General features: G+C 48.8%; 16 protein-coding genes. 10 read left to right on the top strand and 6 right to left on the bottom strand.

Features of this window, described 5'->3' with window-relative positions; translation table 11 throughout:
* The first annotated feature begins 362 nt into the window (after nt 1-362).
* The 6 genes from TW77_RS01055 (at nt 363) to TW77_RS01030 (ending at nt 12,052) form a co-directional block, all read left to right on the top strand.
* The gene (locus TW77_RS01055; RefSeq protein ID WP_046003320.1) at nt 363-3,524 is read left to right on the top strand and encodes a glycosyl hydrolase family 18 protein; all 3,162 of its coding nucleotides are present in this window, start codon (nt 363-365) and stop codon (nt 3,522-3,524) included.
* A 48-nt stretch (nt 3,525-3,572) separates the two neighbouring features.
* Nucleotides 3,573-5,162, top strand: coding sequence for a lytic polysaccharide monooxygenase (locus TW77_RS01050; RefSeq protein WP_046003120.1), 1,590 nt, complete (start codon nt 3,573-3,575; stop codon nt 5,160-5,162).
* Between the two features lie 19 nt (nt 5,163-5,181).
* Complete coding sequence (locus TW77_RS01045) at nt 5,182-7,824, top strand: glycosyl hydrolase family 18 protein (protein ID WP_046003119.1); 2,643 nt, start codon at nt 5,182-5,184, stop codon at nt 7,822-7,824.
* 89 nt (nt 7,825-7,913) lie between these two features.
* Nucleotides 7,914-10,670: an Ig-like domain-containing protein gene (locus TW77_RS01040; protein ID WP_046003118.1), complete on the top strand. Its 2,757-nt coding sequence runs from the start codon at nt 7,914-7,916 to the stop codon at nt 10,668-10,670.
* 156 nt (nt 10,671-10,826) lie between these two features.
* Nucleotides 10,827-11,534, top strand: a complete 708-nt coding sequence (locus tag TW77_RS01035; protein WP_052712988.1) for a hypothetical protein — start codon at nt 10,827-10,829, stop codon at nt 11,532-11,534.
* 104 nt (nt 11,535-11,638) lie between these two features.
* Nucleotides 11,639-12,052 carry an MAPEG family protein gene (locus TW77_RS01030; RefSeq protein WP_046003117.1) on the top strand — a complete coding sequence of 138 codons (414 nt, stop codon included), beginning with the start codon at nt 11,639-11,641 and terminating at the stop codon, nt 12,050-12,052.
* A gap of 9 nt (nt 12,053-12,061) precedes the next feature.
* Here TW77_RS01030 and TW77_RS01025 read toward each other — a convergent pair whose 3' ends face one another.
* Nucleotides 12,062-13,681, bottom strand: a complete 1,620-nt coding sequence (locus TW77_RS01025) for a methyl-accepting chemotaxis protein (protein WP_046003116.1) — start codon at nt 13,679-13,681, stop codon at nt 12,062-12,064.
* A 316-nt stretch (nt 13,682-13,997) separates the two neighbouring features.
* On the opposite strand from TW77_RS01025, the gene TW77_RS26005 reads away from it, so the two are divergent.
* The 3 genes from TW77_RS26005 to TW77_RS01010 all read left to right on the top strand — a co-directional run bounded on the left by TW77_RS26005 (nt 13,998) and on the right by TW77_RS01010 (nt 16,039).
* Entirely contained in the window at nt 13,998-14,297 is a 300-nt protein-coding gene (locus TW77_RS26005; RefSeq protein WP_205623836.1) for a hypothetical protein, read from the top strand.
* Nucleotides 14,298-14,424: 127 nt separating this feature from the next.
* Entirely contained in the window at nt 14,425-15,624 is a 1,200-nt protein-coding gene (locus tag TW77_RS01015) for a hypothetical protein (protein ID WP_046003115.1), read from the top strand.
* Nucleotides 15,625-15,634: 10 nt separating this feature from the next.
* Nucleotides 15,635-16,039, top strand: a complete 405-nt coding sequence (locus TW77_RS01010) for a phosphate ABC transporter substrate-binding protein (protein ID WP_046003114.1) — start codon at nt 15,635-15,637, stop codon at nt 16,037-16,039.
* On the opposite strand, the gene TW77_RS01005 is transcribed toward TW77_RS01010, so the two are convergent.
* Nucleotides 16,036-16,788, bottom strand: coding sequence for a substrate-binding periplasmic protein (locus tag TW77_RS01005; RefSeq protein ID WP_046003113.1), 753 nt, complete (start codon nt 16,786-16,788; stop codon nt 16,036-16,038). The genes TW77_RS01010 and TW77_RS01005 overlap by 4 nt on opposite strands.
* Nucleotides 16,789-17,132: 344 nt before the next feature.
* On the opposite strand from TW77_RS01005, the gene TW77_RS01000 reads away from it, so the two are divergent.
* Nucleotides 17,133-19,874: a tetratricopeptide repeat protein gene (locus tag TW77_RS01000; protein ID WP_162197930.1), complete on the top strand. Its 2,742-nt coding sequence runs from the start codon at nt 17,133-17,135 to the stop codon at nt 19,872-19,874.
* A gap of 82 nt (nt 19,875-19,956) precedes the next feature.
* On the opposite strand, the gene TW77_RS00995 is transcribed toward TW77_RS01000, so the two are convergent.
* The 4 genes from TW77_RS00995 to TW77_RS00980 all read right to left on the bottom strand — a co-directional run bounded on the left by TW77_RS00995 (nt 19,957) and on the right by TW77_RS00980 (nt 21,954).
* On the bottom strand, nt 19,957-20,427 hold the full coding sequence (locus TW77_RS00995; RefSeq protein ID WP_052712986.1) for a hypothetical protein: 471 nt from the start codon (nt 20,425-20,427) through the stop codon (nt 19,957-19,959).
* 104 nt (nt 20,428-20,531) lie between these two features.
* Nucleotides 20,532-20,921, bottom strand: a complete 390-nt coding sequence (locus TW77_RS00990) for a DUF6463 family protein (RefSeq protein WP_046003111.1) — start codon at nt 20,919-20,921, stop codon at nt 20,532-20,534.
* Nucleotides 20,918-21,457, bottom strand: a complete 540-nt coding sequence (locus tag TW77_RS00985) for a TetR/AcrR family transcriptional regulator (protein ID WP_046003110.1) — start codon at nt 21,455-21,457, stop codon at nt 20,918-20,920. Before TW77_RS00985 ends, TW77_RS00990 begins: the two co-directional genes overlap by 4 nt.
* Complete coding sequence (locus TW77_RS00980; protein WP_046003109.1) at nt 21,454-21,954, bottom strand: DUF2867 domain-containing protein; 501 nt, start codon at nt 21,952-21,954, stop codon at nt 21,454-21,456. Before TW77_RS00980 ends, TW77_RS00985 begins: the two co-directional genes overlap by 4 nt.
* Nucleotides 21,955-22,094 lie beyond the last annotated feature (140 nt).

Raw genomic sequence — 22,094 nt, 5'->3', positions numbered from 1 at the left:
CAGATACCTTGTGCCTTCTTTGTGGTCAAAAAGTGCTATAAAAATTATTTTTAGCCATCCTTATGGCTGTTCTTACCAGTGCTTTTTGTAAGTTTTAAGATACACAATGGTGCGGGTTAATTATCTCAGTATTCATAATAATGCAACAAATAAATAATCTCAATTATTATCAATAGCATAAATACATTTATGGCTCGCATCGCAGAGTTAATAAAAGTAAAAATGTACTAGATTATTATTTTTATATAGTCACTTGTTATGTGTTTTTGGAACGATACACTGCATCCGCCTGGACCAAGATGGAAACAAACTCATTTTTCATTGATATCAGGTTAAAAATAAAAACAAGTGAGGATGTATTTATGCAGATAATTAACATGTCAAAGCCAGCCGTTAAGCTTAGCGCAATAGCGCTGGCATTAATGGCACACCACGCGAGTGCGGCGGTGGATTGTAGTGGGATACCTCAGTGGCAAGCCGGTCAGGTGTATACGTCTGGTCAGCAAGTGCAACAAGATAACATAGCTTATCGGGCAAATTGGTGGAATCGTTCATCACCTAAGCTTCGCTCCGGGCAATGGCAGGAATGGCGTGAGCTGGGAGAATGTCGTGGCACTGAGCTACCCAATCAGTCGCCGGTTATTGATATCGCTCAGCCTCAGGGTGAGGTAAATGTAAGCGAAGGCGAACAGATCCAGTTCGTTTTTGAAGCGAGTGACAGTGATGGTGTGATCAAGCAGGTTTTGGTTTATCACAATGACACCCTGGTCAAAGTGCTGGATGAAGCCCCCTATGCAATTAACTGGAAAGCACGCGTAGGGGAACACCTGTTTCATGCTGTGGCCATTGATGACGACGGGGCAAAATCTGTATCGACCAAGCGGACAGTCGTGGTGAACGCGTTACCGCCTGAAGATAAAAACACCGCACCGGTTGCACGCCTGACAGCCGAGTTGCCCAGTGAGCTTGAAGTGGGCAGTCAGGTTCGCCTGACGCTGCGAAGTCATGATAAAGAAAATGATCGCATAACGCAGGCGTTGACACACAATGGCAAAGAGGTGAAGCGCACAGATCTGACTGAAGCGCATTATAACTGGTCGGCAGCCTCTGCCGGGCGTCATGAGTTTACTTTGCAGGCAACGGACGAGCATGGCCTGGTGTCAGAAACAATAACGCGTACTTTCATTGTGAAAGCGCCTGGTGACGATAAAACCAGTCAGCTGGATTGTTTGCCTGCCGGACTATATCGTACACCCGGCGTAACCAGTGCTTATTGTGATGTCTACGATAGCGAAGGTCGGGAGAAAATGGGGGCAGATCATCCACGGCGTGTGATTGGTTACTTTACCAGCTGGCGTCATGGTAAAAATAATCAGCCAAGCTATCTGGTCAATGATATTCCGTGGGACAAGATCACCCACATTAACTATGCCTTTGCCCATGTAAACAGCCAAAATGAGCTAAGTATTGGCGACCCGAAAGCACAGGGCAATGCGGCGACCAATATGACCTGGCCAGGTGAGGCAGGCGCCGAAATGGATCCAAGTCTGCCTTATACCGGTCACTTTAACTTATTAAATCGTTATAAAAAGCAGTATCCACACGTCAAAACCATGATCTCTGTTGGCGGCTGGGCTGAGACGGGCGGTTACTTCGATGAAACCGGTAAGCGCGTCAACAGTGGCGGGTTTTACACTATGACCACCCACGCCGATGGCAGTGTTAATCATGACGGAATAAACGCCTTTGTTGCCAGCTCTGTGGCCTTCTTACGTCAGTACGGTTTTGATGGTCTGGACATTGACTACGAATACCCGTCCTCGATGAAAGACTCGGGCCATCCTGAGGATTTTGAGATCAGCAACCAGCGCCGCGCTGGCCTGAATCAGTCTTATCAGGTGCTGATGAAATCTTTGCGTGAAGCACTGGATAAAGCAGGCGAGCAGGATGGTAAGCACTATATGCTGACCATAGCGTCTCCTTCTTCGGGTTACTTACTCAGAGGTATGGAAACTTTCCAGACCGCGCAATACCTCGACTTTGTGAACATCATGAGTTACGACCTGCACGGCGCCTGGAATGACCATGTTGGCCATAACGCGCCTTTGTATGACACGGGTAAAGACACCGAGCTGAAAACCTGGAATGTCTATGGTACCAAAGAGTTTGGGGGAATTGGCTATCTCAACACAGACTGGGCCGTGAACTATTTCAGAGGCGCATTGCCTGCGGGGCGGATCAACATAGGTATCCCTTATTACACCCGTGGCTTTAAAGATGTGCGTGGCGGTGAAAACGGCCTCTGGGGTCGCGCGCCTCTGCCAGATCAAAACGCCTGCCCGAAAGGGACTGGGATTGGCGAGAAAAACAAATGTGGCAACGGTGCCATTGGCATCGACAACCTCTGGCACGATATTGAAAACGGACAAGAAGTCGCTGCAGGCTCCAATCCACTTTGGCACGCAAAGAACTTGCAACACGGCATCAACCCAAGCTACCTAACCGACTATGGCTTAACGCCAGACACAGACTCGGATGATGTGCTGCGGGGAGACTATGTGCGGCATTACGATGACATCGCTGTCGCGCCCTGGTTGTACAACGAACAGAAAAAAGTCTTCCTGTCCTTGGAAGATACTGAATCCATGCAAACCAAGCTTAACTATGTGGTTGAAAAAGGCCTGGGTGGCGTGATGTTCTGGGAGCTGGCCGGCGACTTTGACTACCATGCAGATAAAGGTGAGTACTTCATGGGCTCGACTATGACGAGTCTTGCCTACAACACTTTCAATCAAGATGGTACTGACTACGCAACGACGCAGGGTGATGCCGAATTCACGGTACCTGAGATGGCAGTCGATATTCGCTTTAATGCCAAAGACTTCCCGGTTGGCGATCAGAACTACCCGATCAGACCTACATTCGCGTTCACTAACCACTCGGAGCTGGACCTGAGCGGGGCAACCATCAGCTTTAATGTGCCAGTCTCAACCTCGGCGATTTTCAAGTCCAACTGGAATGCCCGTAAAAAGCTCGGCATGAAGGTGGAGGTTGATGCCAGCAATGCACGTGGTAATAACATAGGTGGCTTTGACAACGAATTTCATCGTTTCTCAATTACCCTGAAAAACGAGTGGGGTGGCCAGCTGGAGTCATTCAAGCCGGGAGAGACCGTGAATGCCCAGGTTATGTATTACATGCCGATCACCGGACCCGTTAACTTTGTCATTGAAAAAAATGGTAAGCAATACGCCTTCAGTAGTGAATACCCTCTACTGCCTGTAGCGAAAAAATCGGACGACACATCCGGCGGTAAACCACCACAGGGCTCAGGTTGTCAGGGCGTCGAGCTGAGTAATATCAATCAATACCCCCAGTGGCCGCGCACCAATTGGGCCGGTACACCGAGTCATGCGCTCGGTGGCGATATGCTGATCCATAACGGTTACGTCTACAAAGCAAAATGGTGGACCAATGCAACACCATCCAATGGTGGTGCCTGGCAGCAGGTTTGCTCGCTGTAATCCTCAACAAATAGCGGTGGCATCACTGCCACCGCAGGAGATAACCCTATGAAATACAATAAAACCCTATCGGCTTTGGCCGTTGGGATGACCCTGGCTGCCATCAATCAGGCGCATGCCCATGGCTATATGGACTTTCCCAAGGCCCGTCAGGCGATTTGTCAGGAGCAGGGCGGGTTTTGGTGGCCAAAAGATGGTTCCAAAATCCCCAATGCAGCTTGCCGTGCTGCATTTTTGCAATCCGGTCATGTGCAGTTTATCCAGAAACATGAATTTGCCGTCAATACGGCAGAGTTTAACGATCAAAGCGCGGTCGAGGCGAATATTCCCGATGGGACTTTATGCCATGCCGGAGATAAAAACAAAGCTGGCATGGGCTTACCCTCCAAAGACTGGCAGAAAACCCCGGTGATGGTCGATGGCAAGGGGCAAATCAAGATCCGCTATCGGGCCACAACGCCACACAATCCGAGCTTTTGGCAGTTTTATTTGACCAAGCCGGGCGTGGATTTTGAAAACAAAGCACTCAGCTGGGCCGATCTGGAGCTGGTGCAAAGCCATGGCAATGTCGACTTTTTTATGGCACCCGACGGTAACCGTTATTACGAGATGACAGTGGCCGTTCCTGACAAGTTTTCGGGCGATGCCATCCTTTACAGCCGCTGGCAACGGGATGATGTAGTCGGAGAAGGCTTTTATAACTGTAGTGATATTACGCTCATCAGAGACGCTGAACCCCAGCCACCACAAAGCTGGCACAGCGCCGGGTACTATCTGCGTCAGGGGCAGACGGCCAATATTGGCGATACCATTTGGTTGCGGGCGTTCGACGGCAACGGCAAAGAGCTTATTCAGGAAAAACTCACCATTTCTGAGCAGCGCCTTGCCGACTGGCCTGCGTATTTTGCGATTCAGCTCAATGAGGCATTCGCTGCACTGATCCGCATTGGTGTGCAAGATGCGCACGGCAATATTCACTTTGATACAACTAATCTGGCGAGCAATCAGGTTTTTGTGAGCGATCAGGCGCATACCTTTAATCTCAGTGTGGTTGCCAGGCCCGTGAATACACCACCCACAGTGCATACCCCAGCCGTGTTGACGGTACAAGAAGAACAAAGCGCGCATTTGCATGTGCATGCCTTTGATGACCAGCAAAGCAGACTGGATTTCGACTGGCAGTTGCCTGCCCAAGTCAGTTACACCGGCAACGGCGCAACCATCACAGTCACGGCCCCAAAGGTAGATAAGGACACGCAATTTAGCGGCAAAGTTACGGTTTCCGACGGGCAACTTAGCACCTCAGTCAATCTGGTCATTGCCGTGACCAACCAAAATGACACCCCGACGCCTCCCGATAGTGATACCTGGCTGGTGGATAAGATCTATACCAGCGGAGACATTGTCAGCTTTAACGGCAACCAATATCGCGCCAAATGGTGGGTTCGCGGACAACGGCCCGATAGCAGCCAAGCCTGGGAGCGCATTGCGCCGCCCTCAGAACCGCAAGACCAATGGCAAGTCTCCGTGGCTTATACCGGTGGCGCAATTGTGCGCTATCAGGGCGAGCGTTATCAGGCTCGCTGGTGGACCCGAGGCCAGCAACCTGGCAAGCACAGCGTGTGGAAAAAACTATAACAACGAACGAGGAAAAAACATGTTTAACTATTTGATCAGTGCGGCTGCGGTCGCATCAGCTTTATCGGTAGCGACAGCAGTCGCTGCGCCATCAACCCCGAGCATCAACTGGAAACCACAAAACTATTCCTTTGTTGATGTGAACATTTATGGCAGAGGCTCCTACAAACAGCTGATCCAGGCCAAAGAGGTAGTGAATATCGCTATCGAATGGAATGCCTGGTCGGGCAAAGGGGGTGACAGTTACAAAGTGTACTTTGATGACGAGGTGGTTAATGAAGGGCAGCTGGCGAAAGGCACCACCCGTGGGGTGATCCGCTTCCCTTATCATAAATCAGGGCGGCATGAATTGCGCATTGCATTGTGTGATGCGTCGGGTTGTGCCACCTCTGCCAGTAAGCCCATCGTAATTGCGGATACCGATGGTGGGCACCTGGAACCACTCAAGCTGAACGTCAATCCCAATAACAAAAAGTATGACACCGACCCCAATACCGTGGTAGGTGCCTATTTTGTTGAGTGGGGCATATACGGCCGAAGCTTTGATGTGACCCAAATCCCGGCGGATAACCTGACTCACCTTTTGTATGGCTTTATTCCTATTTGTGGTCCCAATGACTCGCTGGCTGAGATAGAAAATGGCAATAGCCTGCGTGCCTTAAAGCTCGCCTGTGGCAGCTCTGAAGACTATGAAGTGGTGATCCATGACCCCTGGGCTGCGGTGCAAAAGGCACTGCCTGGGATCAGCAGTAAAGATCCAATTCGTGGCACCTACGCGCAATTAATGGCGCTGAAACAACGCAACCCGGATCTGAAGATCTTACCTTCGGTAGGGGGCTGGACTTTATCCGATCCCTTCTTTGATTTCACGGACAAAGCAAACCGCGACACCTTTGTGAAGTCAATGCGCGAGTTTCTGACCACCTGGAAATTTTATGACGGCGTAGACATTGACTGGGAGTTCCCCGGTGGTGACGGTGCTCACCCTGATTTGGGTGCCAGCACGGATGGTGAAACCTATGTATTACTGATGAAAGAGCTCAGAGAGATGTTGGACGAGCTGGAAATTCAAACCGGTCGTGAATACGAATTAACTTCGGCCATAGGTACCGGCTGGGACAAAATCGAAGATGTTGATTATCGCGATGCTGCGCAGTACATGGATTACATCTTTGCCATGACGTATGACTTTTACGGTGGCTGGAACAACGAAACAGGCCATCAGACGGGCATTTACTGTGGTTCACATCTGAGTTCAGATGAATGCCGGGGTACGGGTGTTGATGAGCAAGGTGAAGCAAGAAAAGGCCCCGCTTATACGCTGGATAATGCAATTCAGTTACTACTCAAGCAAGGCGTTCCCAGCGAAAAACTGGTCGTCGGTGCAGCCATGTACGGACGTGGCTGGGAAGGGGTATATCCCAAAAATGCCAAAATCGCCGATAACCCGATGACGGCACCAGCCAATGGTAAGTTACGAGGCAGTACATCACAGGGCGTCTGGGAAGCGGGTGTCATCGACTATAAAGGTCTGAAGGCGCATATGATTGGCAGTGGTGAGCAGGGCATTAATGGCTTTGAAGTGGGTTATGACACCACAGCCGAAGCGGCCTATGTGTGGAACCGCGATACAGGCACCCTGGTGACCTATGACAGCCCGCGCTCCGTCAGAGCCAAGGGGCAATATGTCCGTGAGCACAACCTCGGCGGCTTGTTCGCCTGGGAAATTGATGCCGATAACGGCGATATTCTCAATGCCATGCACGAAGGCTTGGCCGGGAAAGTCACTGAGCCAGTGCCCGTGAACAAAGCACCCATAGTTACTGTGCCGATTAACCTGAATTTGCAGGCGGGTGACATTTATATTCTGACTGCCGACGCGCGAGATCCGGAAGGTAAAGCGCTGACCTATCGCTGGTCAGGCGATGCTCAGCTGAATCTGCAAAGCGAGCATGACAGCGTTATCGTGACTGCGCCCAATGTCGCTCAGGACGCAGTTTTTACTGTCAACTTACAGGTCTCCGATGGGGTGAACCAGGTACAGCGACAAGTCAAAGTACAGGTGAAAGCGCCGGTAGTTGAAAATAAAGCTCCCGTTGTTGGAGACATAGCGAGTATTAACCTGGATGAAAAGGCCAGCAAAATGCTGACTGTGGATGCCACTGATCCGGAAGGTAAAACACTGAGTTACCGCTGGAATGTGCCTGGTCACACAATCAGTGGTCAGGGCGCATCTGTGACCCTGACGGCCTCCGAAGTAGATAAAACACAGACTGTAACCGGCACTGTGACCGTCAGCGATGGCGTTCATGAAGTGCAACGTCAATTCAACGTGACCGTGAAAAATCTGACTGAAAAACCGGAGCCGACACCAGGTGACGACAACACCACCTGGGATGCCAACAAAGTGTATGTAGGCGGCGATAAGGTGTTTTACAAAGGCGTTGAATATCACGCTCGCTGGTGGACACGGGGGGCGCTGCCTGCCAATGGCGGTGTGTGGCAGGAAATCATTCCAGCCGATGGCAAAGTGCGTGCCTGGCGCAGTGACCTGGTTTATACCGGCGGTGATAAAGTTATGTATAACGGTGAAACCTGGCAGGCACGCTGGTGGACACGAGGTCAGTCGCCTGGCAGCAATGGTGTCTGGCGCAAGCTATAAATTAACTCACGCTTACGGATAGCCCCTAAACAGCGCAGGGACGCGCTTCTAACAGACAAATAAAAACAACGAACAATAAGAGTATAATCATGTACAAACTATCACCCATAGCGTCTTTTCTCGCCGCAATGAGCGTGTTTGGTGCTACTGCAAACACCGCCCCGATCAGTGTCCACAGTAATAAGCAGCTGGAATCACAGCTGATTGAACAGTTGCAGCAGTCAACGCGCTTTTTCCAATCCCGTCAGGCAAGCACTATGCCTGGCTTTGAATTTAAAACCCACAGCCGCAGTGAAGATGGCAAACACCTGCGTCGTAGCCAGTATTACCAGGGGGTACGGGTACATGGTGGGGAAATCGTCACCCATCATGATGCGCAAAACCTGTTTAGTGTGTGGTTTGCCCCTGAGGGTAATATCACGGGTATCAGTGGCTCAGTGGTCCCGGCGCCTAAGCTGGATTCAGTGGTGGCGTCAATTGATGAAGCGCAAGCCTTGCGCAGCGCAAAAGCCAGTATCCCGGATCTTTTGCTGACCCAGGATGAACAGATTGAACTGCTGGTTTTCCCTTATCAGGATGGCTTTAGGTTGGCATATATGATCACCTTCTTTGCTGAGACAGAGCAAGCGCCCAGCCGGCCGGAGTTCTTTATTGATGCCCATAGTGCAGAGGTGTTGAGCCATGTTGAAACTCTGACCCACGGCAAAATAGGTACGGGCCCCGGCGGCAATGAGAAAATCGGCCGCCATTACTACGGCGAAGATAAGCCCAAGTTTTATGCCACAGAGCGTGACGATGGGCGTTGTGCCCTGGCGCATGATGATATTCGCGTGATCGACATGGAACACAACATCAGTAATACAGAGACCTTTGTGTTTGATTGCCACGAGAACCAGCATAAGTCAGTTAACGGTGCCTATTCTCCGCTCAATGATGCCATGTATTATGGAAAAGCAACGCTGGAGATGTTTGATGACTGGTACAGCAGTCGCGCGCTTGAAGGCGATTTGGTGATGCGGGTGCACTACCGTGAAAATTACCTGAATGCATTTTGGAATGGCAAGGAAGTGACATTTGGCGACGGTAACTTGTCGCGTTATGGCGTATATCCCTTTACATCACTGGGCGTGGTCGCCCATGAGATTGCCCATGGTGTGACGTCACAAAACTCGAAGCTGGTATATAGCAGTATGTCTGGCGGTGTAAACGAAGCGTTTTCAGATATGACGTCGGAAGCACTGGAGTGCTTTTTGAATCAAGACGCCGATGGCAATTGTGAAGTAGACTGGTTAATTGGTGCCAGTATTTTCAAAAACCGCACAGCGCTGCGCTATATGGATGACCCAACCAAAGACGGCAAGTCCATTGGTCATGCGGATGATTACACCATAGGGCTGGATGTTCACTATAGCTCTGGGGTGTTTAATAAAGCATTTTATCATCTGGCAAACACACCCGGCTGGGGTGTGAAAAAAGCTTATGAAGTGATGTTACATGCCAACAAACACTACTGGGTTTACAACGGCAATTTTGAATCGCTGGCTTGCGGGGTAACAGATGCTGCCGAGGAGCTGGGTTACGACATAAAAGAGGTTGGCGAGGCGTTTAAACAAGTGGGGGTCTTTGCCTGTACAGAAAATAAAGCACCAGAAATTAGCATAACAAACCCGGGCGAGGGCAGTCGCTTTAAGATTAACTCAGCGCTGACCTTCAGTGCAGATGCAAAGGATGAGTATGGTGAGGTTGCTAAAGTCACTTTTGTTATAAACGGCGAGCAATATCGGACATTAACCGCTGAGCCTTATGAGATAAGGTGGCAAAGCGATGAAACCGGCACCTATCAACTCAGCGCGATTGTAGAAGACAACGAAGGACTGACAGTCACCTCAGAGCCCGTGCGCTTTACCTTAATTGACCCTGCGCAATGCAAGACACCCCAGTGGAGAGAAAGTCAGGTCTATGTACAGGGTAATAAAGCGTCCTTTGATGGCTTTGAATATACGGCCAAATGGTGGAACCGAGGCCAGAGCCCAGCGCATAACTCAGGTTCCTGGGGCGTGTGGCAGCGCGGCGTCGAGTGCGGTGTCAAAGCGGATCAGCCAAATCAGGTGCCTGAACTGACCTTTTTATCACCAGACAATGACCTAGAGGTGAGTGAAGGTAGCAAAGTTGCGGTGGCATTAAAGGCAACCGACAGAGATGGCACGATTAAACAGGTATCAGTGAGTGTCAATGGACAGTTGCTGACTGAGCTTACTCAGGCACCTTATGCATTTAACTTTGACGCAAAACAAGCTGGAGAATACATTCTGAGTGCGGTTGCCATAGATAACAAGGACGCCCGCTCCGCGGTGGCAACACGCACAATTAAAGTGAGTGCAGCGCCTGGTGAGACCCATGCGCCAGAAGTAACCCTGAACAGCCCCAAAAATGGCAGTGAGTTTGCACCGGGGCAGCCAATCGCGCTGCAGGTTAGCGCCTCTGACAAGGATGGCGACCTGGTTCAAGTTCGGTATTTTGTTAATAGCAAACAGGTTGCAAGCAGTCATACAAATCCTTACTCAGCCTCGGTGACCTTGAGCGAAGCGGGTGCGTATGAGATATATGCGGTGGCCAGCGATGAGAGTGGGTTGCAAACTCGCTCAGCCACGCACAACATAAGCGTCAAAACACAGATCCCCGGTTGTCGGGTCGCAGTCTGGTCCGCCAATGCGGTTTATACCGCCGGCGATCAGGTGAGTTACAACGGACGTTTGTTTCAGGCTAAGTGGTGGACACGCAATCAGAACCCGGCCGACAATGCTAGCCGCTGGGCTGTGTGGAAAGACAAAGGAGATTGCAAGTAACTAACAATAAGGGCCTGAGCTGCGTTTGCCTCGGGCCCGAATCAATTGAATATTCGTTTACTGAGCAAAGGGTAACATTTAATAACACCTAATCCATTGTTTCCCAAATTCATACAGATAGACTTTGGTGAGGAAGTCGAGTAAGGATATCAAACAATGAAGATACAAACACTGTGCGCACTGGCGCTATCGGGCATACTTGCTGGTTGCGGGTCGAGTAGTAATGGCACCACATCCGGGCCGGATGTGCCACCCAAGCCCAGTGAGAAAAACTCCAAAATAGTGACTCAAGGATTTGAAGTCCGCGTTTACAATCGACTGGCGGAACAAGATACGCAAAACCCTGAATATAATCGAGACACACCCTATCAGGGAACTGAGGAAGTGACCTACCAGGACATTGTTTTTGGTCTGGACACGCAAACGATGTCGGTTACAACGGCATCCTGGCGTGATATACCTCATTCGTTTTCGTTGCTCACAAAAGCCTATGCTTTGTCGCCCGTGCCGCTTCAGACAGAAGAGAATATCGTCTCAATTAACATTACTTCAGCGTCCGATTTTAGCCAGGTCTATCCATCTGGTAGCAATCTGAATACACTGTTCTCGGTGACCTATACAGATACACTGAATAAGTACTACAGCTATAAAAACGAGATAAAAACGTTTTTTACCGTTGAGGAGCATGTGCAATATGGTCAGGTCAATGGTGGGCTAAATGCCGGGTTTACACGCAATCTTGTGTTGAATACCGGGCCAGACTATCCAGTAAATATGACTTTTTATATCGAGATTGAGCTGGACAATGGCAAGACCTTTTCCCTTGAAACGCAAGAAGTTACCTTTAAACACACGGATAATTAAGGCCTAGTTAAGTGCCATGGGGTCATATTAATGTCCGATTGACCCCAAATAAAATACAAGTCACAGTATCTGCACCTAAAATTATAATAAAACAGGAACCACACATGGCAGAACAACTGTTGCCATATCAGCTTACCATTTTGGTGCTCGGCCTGTCGGGCGCATTATTCTTAATCCAACTGGCAATTGTCGATATTGTCGCCATTAAGCAAAAGCACCCACCGGGCGTGGCGGTTGCTCAGGATCCCGATGACTGGCTATTTCGTTGTAATCGGGTATTTGCCAATAGCAACGAAACGCTGGGGATCCTTGTGCTGGTCGTGCTCTTTGCGTTGTTTTCTGGCGCTGATCCTTTGTGGCTCAATGCACTTGCCCTGATATACCTGGCATCCAGAGTCGGGCATATGTTGTGTTATTACTTTGGCCAAAAAGTATTGCGCAGTATTGCATTTGGTATCTGTTACCTGAGTCTGTTTGGGATATTCACCATCGGGTTATCAGCCTGGTTATCAGCATGACTTGCAAACTCACAATTTAAACTGGCTGGTTGCGGCGACCAGCCTGTCTGATGCTTCATGCAATCGGTGCGAAACATCGTCCAGATCAGCAAATGACGCATGTACCTGCTGTTGCCCTTCGTTCATCTGCTCAATGGTATCGGCAACCTGAGCAGCGACAGAGCTTTGTTGTTCTGTGGCCGACGCGATTTGATTGTTCATCAGCGTAATGTTGGCAATTTTAGACTGTATTTCTTCCAGTGCTTGTCCTGCTTTTAACGCCCGGCTTTCATTACTTGCAGCTTGTTCGTCGGCCTGGCTCATCATTTTAACGCTATGATCTGCTGCGTTTTGTAAGGAGTCGAGCAGAGAGCGTATTTCAGTAGTGGCGTCGCCTGTGCGCGATGCCAGGGTTCTGACTTCATCTGCAACGACGGCAAAACCTCGACCTTGCTCACCAGCTCGGGCAGCCTCAATGGCCGCATTGAGCGCGAGCAGATTGGTTTGTTCTGCGATTGAACTGATCACGTCCAAAATAGACGAGACATTACCTGTGCCTTTAGCGAGATCGTTAACAGCCTCGGCGGCATGGCTGATCTGCTGGTTTAACTCTTTTGAGTTAGCAATGGTGTCTGTAACCGCAGTCAGGCCATTATGGGCTTCCTGCTCGGTTTCATGTGCTGCGGTATTGGCAGCTGACGCGGCTTCACTGATGCTGGCGATGGACTGGATCAGCTCATTAATCGATTGCTGCGTCTGTGACGCGTGAGCAGACTGGGTATTGGTCACTTCTCTGACTTTTTCGGTACTGTGCACCAGTTTTTCCGAGGTATCGAGCAGCGGCTGAGACACCGACATAACACCATTGATGGCCGAGGTCAGGGTATCCATAAACTTGTTGAAGTTTTGTGCCGTGCGTCCCAGTTCATCTTTGCCCAGCACCTTAATACGCTGGTTTAAATCCCCGTGTCCGTCAGCCAGTTCTCGCAGTGAGGATCTCAGCTCGTTGGCGGTAAAACTGATGTTGCGGGCCACCGACAGCGCGACGATGACAAGTAAAATAGTTAACACGACGCCGGATTGAATAGACAACCACAGGCCATCATTGCCGCTTTGATAGGCTTTCTTAATGGTTGCCTGAAACAGCGCATCGACGCTTTGTTGGTAAGCGCTCAGATCGTTATCGGCTTGCTCGAACAGCTCCGATTTTTGTTTTGCTTTAGCGGGTAAGGTACTGAAGTCAATGGTGTCGTTGATCATGCCCTGCGCGATTTGTTCAGACAGCGCTTTGTATTGCTCTATCACGCCCAGCTGGCGCTGAATTTGTGTGGCGTTGTCAAGGTCCAGCACGCGCAGTTCATCCAGGTTCGTTTTCAAATCCTGCACTGTTTGTGACGCCTGATTCAACACATCATTATCTGCAAACGAAACGGCCTGACTGTAGAGCTCATCTGCACGGCGGATAAGCACACTATTAATGGTCGACAACTGAACGGTTTTATAGATTTGCTCCTCAAGCAATCTCAGCTCTTTTTGCGTGCTTTGAAAGGCGAAGAAGTTAATGAGCAGGTTTGCGGTAAATACGGATACCGACAGAGCGACGATCAGACAAACTTTGTAAAATAGCGGTAGGTTTTTAAACCATTGCATAACCTTAGTCTCCAAGGGATGTGCTGTATCTGTGTCAGCACTACTGCCCTGTAATGCGCGGATAAGTTGTTCAGTCCATTACCAAGTTTTAGTCATAAGGCAAGAAAATGCCAATTGTTTAGCTAAATTTAATAAACCGCTCATATGACTCAAACCAGCTTTTAGCGACTTTCACCCTGTGTTGCTGAAGAAATAGCACAAAGCGTGACCTAACTGGCTGTTAAAAATTGGCTAATTTTTAACCTTGCTACTACTTTGAAGGGGGAAGTTTGTGCACAAAACTTCTTGATTCTGCCACTCACATGAGGAAACGATTATGTCAATCTCTGTCAAGAAGGTGTGTTGTGCGGCCATGTATGGCGTCGCACTCCTGGGTATGGCCCAGTCCCTGCCTGTACATGCCGAAGTTGTCGTCATTGTCCATCCAAGCAATGACTCGTCCTTTGATAAGGATGAAATCAAGAAGATATTCTTAGGAAAAACAAAGTCTTTCTCTAACGGCCGCAATGCGATTTTGATCAGTGCCAGTGCGGATGACCAGGGGGATGTGCCTAATGGCTGGGCTTATCATGGCGATTCGCGCACCATCAGTATGGGTGTCGACTTTGTTTTTTAGTTCGTATGGTGAGTTTGTTTATTGGCTCATTGCATTGCCGGCCGGGTGAGACATCGCCTCTGGCAATGCGATGACAAACAAACCAAGACTCTCTGTGCTCAAAAAGACCAACGAGTAGGATATAACTATGAACTGTAATAATGCGGTAAAGTGGGTGATTGGGGGCGTAATGGTGACGAGCAGTTTCACCAGTTATGCCGAAATTGTGTTTAACGGGTTTGCTTCTTTGCGGGCGACGGCAGCTGACAGTGATGGCGGTGCGCCACCATTTCCAACTTTACACGGAGACGGTGACGTCTCATTTTCGGATGAGTCTCTGTTTGCTTTGCAGGCCCGGGCAGATCTGAGCGAAGGCCTAAGCGCGACTGTACAGATGATAGCCGAAGGGCAAGACGACTTTGAGGTGGAAGCCCGCTGGGCTTACGTCAGCTACGAAATCAACCCGCAGCACACCGTGAGCATGGGCCGTTTTGCCAACCCCAGCTTTTATCAATCTGAATATCAAAACGTCGGCTATACCCACAACTTTGGCCGGTTGCCAAAAGCGGTTTATGCAGGGTTCGACTTTACCACCATTGAGGGGATCTCCCTCGACAGCAACTTTGTATTCGGAGAATACGCACTCTCTACTAAGCTGCTATATGGCAGCTGGCGTGGGACCACTTATCTTGCTGCGACACAACAAGACGAGTCCTTTGGCTTTAAGGATGAAATTTCGGTGCGCCTTGAACTGACTAAAGGCTGGTGGACTGTCTATGGCGGCTTTTTTATCGTTGAAATTGAAGGCGGCAGCGTAGATACCAATGCAATTTTAGGTAATGCACAGCAGGCAATTGCACTGGCGCAATCTCAAGGTGCAAGTGCAGCTCAGGTTAAAGCCTTTGAAGATGCGGTGACCTGGGATGGTAAAAACGGTCTCTATGGCTATACCGGATTTCACATTGATTACGACCGAGTTATTCTGGACTTTGAATATGCCGATTATGGCGTAGAGGACTCTTCAGATGGTTTTAATCAGGTATGGTACACCGCCTTTGGGTATCGTGTGTTTGATGACACCATAGTGACTCTGCACCACGAGAAATTCTTACAAGATAACAAGGACCTGGATTTCCTTAACGGGGTCGACCAGCCAACCCTCAAGGCGACGGGGATTGCCATCAGAAACAGCCTGGCATTGCGTGAGTTTGATGGGATTGGGCTGTCAGTACGCTATGATTTTCACCCTAACGCCGCACTGAAGTTTCAATATGTCGCAGGGGAAGATACCCGGCCCTCGGTCGGAGATTATTCCATCTGGAGTGCTGGTGTAGATCTGATATTTTAAGGGGGAAACAATGAAAGCGATAATCCTTGCAGGTTTCATGGGCCTGTCATATTCAAGCTGGGCGGTTGACGTTGTTGTGCACCCTTCAAATACGGTCGCGCTGGACAAAAGCCAGATAGAGCAGATCTTTCTGGGTAAGCTCAAAACCTTTACCGGCTCTGATAAAGCCGTGCCGGTTAGCCAATCCGAGACCAGTACGGCAAGCGAAGAGTTCTACAGTAAAGTGATAGGGCGAAACCCCACTCAGCTAAAGGCTTATTGGTCAAAGCTGCTGTTTACCGGCAAAGGGCAACCGCCGAAAAAGTTGGCAAGTGACGAGGAAGTGCTTAAAACGGTAGCGGCAGATCCGAGCATTATTGGCTATGTTAGCAGTGGTAGCGCCGATGGTAGTGTCAGAGTGGTGGCGTCTTTTTAGCGCAGTAGATCATGAAACTGATCAACCACATTTGAGTATAGGAAGCTTTGTTCAAGCAAGGCTTCCATTAGTCCTTCACGCTTTGCTTTGATAATGGCCGCTTCCAGCGCTTCCTTGTCAGCCAGACAAGGGCTTTGGTTAGACAGGGCCAGATAGACAGGGTTGATATGCACGGGCTCCGGTAACATCGCAAGGGGTAAAGACTGCTCACTGTACAGGTTTAACCAACTACTGATGGCATGCCACTGTGGGGCAATAAAGTAATCAATGCGGTCCAGTGCCAGCATTTTAAGGGCTTTTTCAACGCTGTCTGCGGTCGTCAGGGTCAGCTGGGAGAGATCAAATCCGCTGTGGCTATGTGTGGCTGATTTAGCACCTCGCAAGGTCGCGCCTCTGAGTGGTAAAAGTGCGTGCAAGTTACGCAGCGGTAGTTCTCGGCGTCGATAAAACACACTGTGTGCAGATGTTGTCAGAGGGGGCTCTAAATACGTAAACCACTCAGGCGGGTAGTGGGTGCTTTGCAGACCAACCAGCAAGTCAATATGGCCATCTCTTGTCCAGTGAATGGCTCTGAGCCAGGGCATGGGCTTTGCTATTTCAACGTGCGTTTGCTTAGGTAAAATTTGTCGAACAAAATCAAAGCCAATTCCTCGCAACCTGTCTTCCCGAATGGCATAGCTGATGGGTGGGGCATCAGGGCTGCCACCAATGCGTATCAAAGAGCATATAGCAAAACTATGCTTACTCATCAATAAGCTAAGGATTAAGAGCGCTATAACATGGAGGCGTTGCACAATTTTACCGCGTACTCAGGTGAAGGCTGTTATTAGTTATAGCTCAGTTTTGTTTGTTTTTCGCGGTGCTATAGAGGCTCAGTGTGAGCGGACAGTATGCTGTAGGTAGTCATTGGCACGACGTAATTTATTACTTGTATTGCAATACAAATTCAAAGAGGTGCCAAAATACCGCTAAATTGTACTAATTTAAGTAATGGCTTTGTGTTCTCTAAAGAACCGTGAAGGGGTGGTATATGCCGGAAAATTTGAATGGCCTTAAGTACCTGGTTTGCTTATGTCTGTGCCTTACATTCAAAATGGCATCTGCGACCCTACCACCTGCATCACCCCAGATAATGGCTGCCAAGATAGAAGATACTGATGGCCATGATAAGGTCGAAGCAATCATTGATTTCGTTGCTGCGCACTTTCATTTTCATTCTACTCAGTCACTTACCTACGGGAAAATCGGACTATCCATGCTGTCAGATAATCCCAATAACGACCAGGCTGCTCGGTTGCTGAGCCATCTGGCTCGGGCTCATATATCGAAACGCGAGCTAAGCGAGGCCAAAGAATTGGCACAGCGCGCGAACGTATTGGCAGTACAAAGTGGTATCGAGGCGAACCAGGTGCTAGCCAGACTGGTCTCTGCCGATGTTGCGACACGGCAGAAAAATTTCGCAGTTGCAGAGGCTGATCTTGCTACGGCAATGGCGCTGGCAGCCAATATAGGGCATGACAGGTATCTCGCCAGAGCCCGACAGTTATCGGGTGTACTCAATGTACAGTTAATGCGTTTTGATGATGCATTGGCCGATTTTCTTCATAGTCTGAATTTGTATCGCAATTTACAGGATACCTACAGGGCATCTTCGATACATCAAAGTCTGGCGTCGCTTTACAGAAAAATGAACCTGTATGAAAAGGTGCTGATCCATCAGAATAAGGCCATCCAGATTGCGGTAGAGCTCAAAGACGACAGAAAGCTTGGCATCTATTACAGCAACAAGGGAACCTACTTTGAAGAGATTGGTGACTACAACAGCGCCATTGATATGCACCTGAAGTCACTGGAGTACAAAAAAGTGCTGGGTTATAAAATGGGCATGATCCACACTTATAATCGGCTGGGTTCCGCCTATCGTCTGGCTGGGGACTTTAGTCGTTCTGAAAGTAGCCTGATGGAGGCCGAGCAGTTAAAGCAGGCAATCAATCGCTATGACACCAATATCTCTACTTACCTGGACCTGGGGCGTTTATACTTAGATACGGGCGAGTTGAAAAAAGCTGAAGACTATCTTAACAAAAGTTTGCCATTGTATCTGGGGTCACCGTGGGAAGACAGGATAGCTGAGATTTATCAGGCTTTCGCGCAATTGTCGTTGCAACGGGGAGAAGCAAACCAGGCGATTGAACACTATCTCAGAGCCATTGAAATTGCTCATCGGCATCAAAGAGACTCGCAGGTGTTGCAATATCATCGTGAGCTTGCACAGGTCTATGAGCGCGTTGGTCAGGTACAGGAGGCGCTTAGGTATCTGAACGCTTATTTACTGCGTCAAACTGAGTGGGAAGACAGAAATAACCAGTATCGGCTCAGTGCATTAAGTGTGGAGTTTGATGTCGAAGAAAAGGAACGTGAAATTGCTGCCCTGGTTCAGGAAAATCGAATTAAAGATTTAGAAATAGAAAAGCAGGCATTCCAAAAAGGCGCTGTTCTGATTGCGTTAGTACTGGCATTTGGCACCGTCTTCTTTTTGTATTTTTGGTACAGCAAAAACAAACAACTCAAGATAGAGCAACTTGCTTTACAACAAGTGAGTGACGCAAAAGAGCGCCTGAGACTGGCCTTATGGGGCAGTGGTGATGAACTGTGGGATTGGGATTTGGCTGCGGGGGTTATCACACGAGATAATCGACTGGGTAATTTGCAGTTACCTGATGCTCAAATTGGTTCTGATCTTGGCACACTCAAAGCGTCCGTTCATCCACAAGACTACATAAGGTTACAAGAGGCGTTTAACAGACACTTGAACGGAGAAAGTGATTATTATGAGGTGAGTTACCGGGTTAAAGACAAGCAGGGTAGCTGGTTGTGGGTGCTGGACAGAGGCAAAATAACGACACGAAACGAAGCGGGCGACGCCATCAGAGCATGTGGCACAATCAAAGATATATCAGAACTCAAGGCCACAGAGTTGGCGCTGGCGGAGCTCAATAAGTCCCTTGAAAAGCGAGTTGAAGAGCGGACCGAGCGATTGCAACAATCCCGAGATGAGCTGGCAAATACCCTGAAAGAACTCACCGAAATGCAATCTAACCTGGTGGAAGCACAAAAAATGGCGTCACTTGGACGCCTGGTCAGCGGTGTTTCTCATGAGCTCAACACTCCACTTGGCACAGCCATAACGGCCAGCTCAGTATTAACTCAGTCTTTGCGAAGCTTTAAGGATAAGCTGGACAGTGGCAAGCTAACATTGAGCGACACCCAGGCTTTTATTGATGTTACAGAGTCTTGCGCGCAGCTGGTGGACAGTAATACGGCACGAGCAGCTCAGCTGGTTAAGCGTTTTAAGCAGGCATCCGCTCAGGAATATATCAACAGTAACGACCCAGTCGAATTGAAATCCTTTATTGAGGCGTTTTTGGCATACAGGATAAAGGAAAGCAAAGTAAAGGTTGAGCTTGACTGTCGCGACCCAATCAATATCTCCAGTAATGGTCTGGCACTTGAAAAAATACTCGAAGACTTGATTGCAAACGCGATAGATCATGGCTTCGATGCTGCTGAGGGTTGCATTTTGATTCAAGTCAGACAACAAGAAGAAATGATAACCATACGTTTTTCAGATAATGGTAAAGGGATCGACAAGGCTGAGCTTGCGCAGATTTTTGAGCCATTTCATACTACTGCGCGCCATAAAGGGAGCGTGGGTCTGGGCTTATATATGGTGTTTAACTTGGTGACCTATGTACTGAATGGCAGCATCCAGTGCAAACCCAATGTGCCACAGGGCTGCACGTTTGAGGTGGTTTTCCCCGCTAAAATAAAATAGTCTTTTAAGGGGACTGAATTGATTTAACCTGCTCACCAGATCAAGGCACCAGCGACTTACAAAATTGAACCAGGTATCAAAATCAGGTTATGGCGCGAATAATAATACCGGGATCTGTGATCCCTTCTTTTTTCAGCGCTTCCTGAATGTTCTTTATTATATCAAAATACTGCTCCTGCAACTGCATCAGGTACTGGCTTTTCATTTCAGTCAATTGTTGAGTTGCTTCGTCCGGTTCGCGCTCTGTTTGCAGTGCCATTAACTCTTCTTTGAGTAAGGTCATTTCCTCTTTGAGCTTTTCAAGGCGTTCCAGCATACGCTGAATATAGGCAGGGACATCCTCAAACTCCTCGGCCTCTTCTTTGGCTTTTTCTCCAGACAGTACATGCTTGTCTTCATTAGATAAAGTTATGCCTTGCGTTTCTTCTGTGGTGTCTGTTACAGACTCCGCCATCTGCGCCTCTTTGGTTTCAGCTGCTTCGTCAGTGGTGGCAACAGGCTTGTTCTGAAAAGTGGAAATGTCTCTGGATGTCTGGTGAATTATAAATGTCATAGCACTTTCCCTGGTCACGCTTGGCTAAACACACAAAGTATCGATTAATACTTTCATCTTAATCTATATCGACAATCATTTGGACATCTTTAGGATTAAAACCACTACAAATGCGACGGCCTGCGCCAGAATTTGTCTATTAATACCGGGAGTACGCCAAGCAAAATCAATAAATAGGCGCCAGAGAGAGGCATGATGATCACCAGTATCAAACCAAATAGTATGAGTGACGGTACAAATGATCTTGGCACGGGTATCTGATAGGTGCTGAGTTGACGCAGCACAGAGCCCAGCAGCAAAAACAACACCCCACTGCTCAGGAACCAGACGATGGCTTCTCGATCAAATAGCATACTGCCGCTGTCCACAGTCGTTGCGAACCAGCCTTCCTGATGCATTTCGGTGAGTACGTCCCAGGCCATCAATAAACCGACCAGGTTGTGAAGCAGGCCAGTGGCTATCAAGCCATTTCCTAAAAAAGCAGCGCGATTCATAATAGTATCTCCAGTTGTGATTTTGCCTGTTGTGAACTGAGGGCGAGGCAATCTTGTATGGGCAGGCGAGGGTAGAGTTGCTGAAGCCCAAGAAAGCTAGCGTAGCTGGTGGTTGCCAGTTGCTCAGCCTGGGTGGCGTCTAAACCTAACTCAAGGTAACAGGCTTTAAGGTAATCCTGACGCTGAGTATCTATGGTACACAAATGCTGCCCGATGCGGTTATCTTTCAGTGCCCAGGCGCGAATATGCAGTTCAGCTTCTATGTCGGTCGCCGCGATGGCCTCGTCGAGGCGTTCCAGTCTGGTCATAGGGCAGGGCTGAGTATCGGCAATGGTGATCAGGCGTGCGGTAGCTCGCTCATACCAGTATGTCATCAGTGCATCGATAAAAGCCTGGCGATTTTTAAAGTGGTGGTAAAAAGAGCCTTTGGTCACTTTTTTACGGCTGCACAGGCGGTCTATGGTCAGGGCATCCGGACCATGACTGACCAACGTTTTTAGCGCAAACGCGAGCCAGCTTTGTTTTGCGTCACTCATAATCTGCCTGCCTTCTTAGCTCTGTGGATAACACTTCGGGCAATAACATAATGAAAGGGCAAAATGGCAGTGAGGTAAACGCGACCCGTTAGGGTTTTTGGGTTCACTAAAGTAGAAACTATCACTGTATTTTGCTGCTTTTTCACACTCAGGTAAAAAGCCATGTGGCGGTCTTCAGCATTGCTGATGATCTCCTCCGGGTATTTTTCGCTGATGCTCAGAAAGCCTGCCTGATCACCTACATCCAGCTCATCACTTGCGGGTTCCATGTTATTTTTACCGACTGAAAAGCCAAATACGGCAACCAGCTTATTTCTGAGTCGCATCAATTGCGTCACCCAGCCGGGCAAGGTATTAAAAATCCGGTATTGTAGCTGGCTGGGTGTTAAGGATGGCGTGTCGAGCGTTAATTGCAGTGCGTCGCGAAAGTGGTGCGCGCGTGCTTTGGCCTGAAGGCGATCGCGTTCAGGTGTAAGACTGATGATCTGACTGAACATAAACAACTCCGTTTGATGATAACTCAACATACCATACAGTATGGTATGTTAAGTTATCAATGGCTTTGTCTGTTTTTTTGTTCGAAAAAATCACTGTTGTAGGCCAAAAAAGAAGGAGTGAGAGCCGGATCAGTGTAGAT

Source organism: Pseudoalteromonas rubra (assembly GCF_000967655.1).
Lineage (GTDB): Bacteria > Pseudomonadota > Gammaproteobacteria > Enterobacterales > Alteromonadaceae > Pseudoalteromonas > Pseudoalteromonas rubra_A.
Note: the sequence above shows the minus strand (reverse complement) of the source record. Positions and strands in the feature narration are given on the sequence as shown.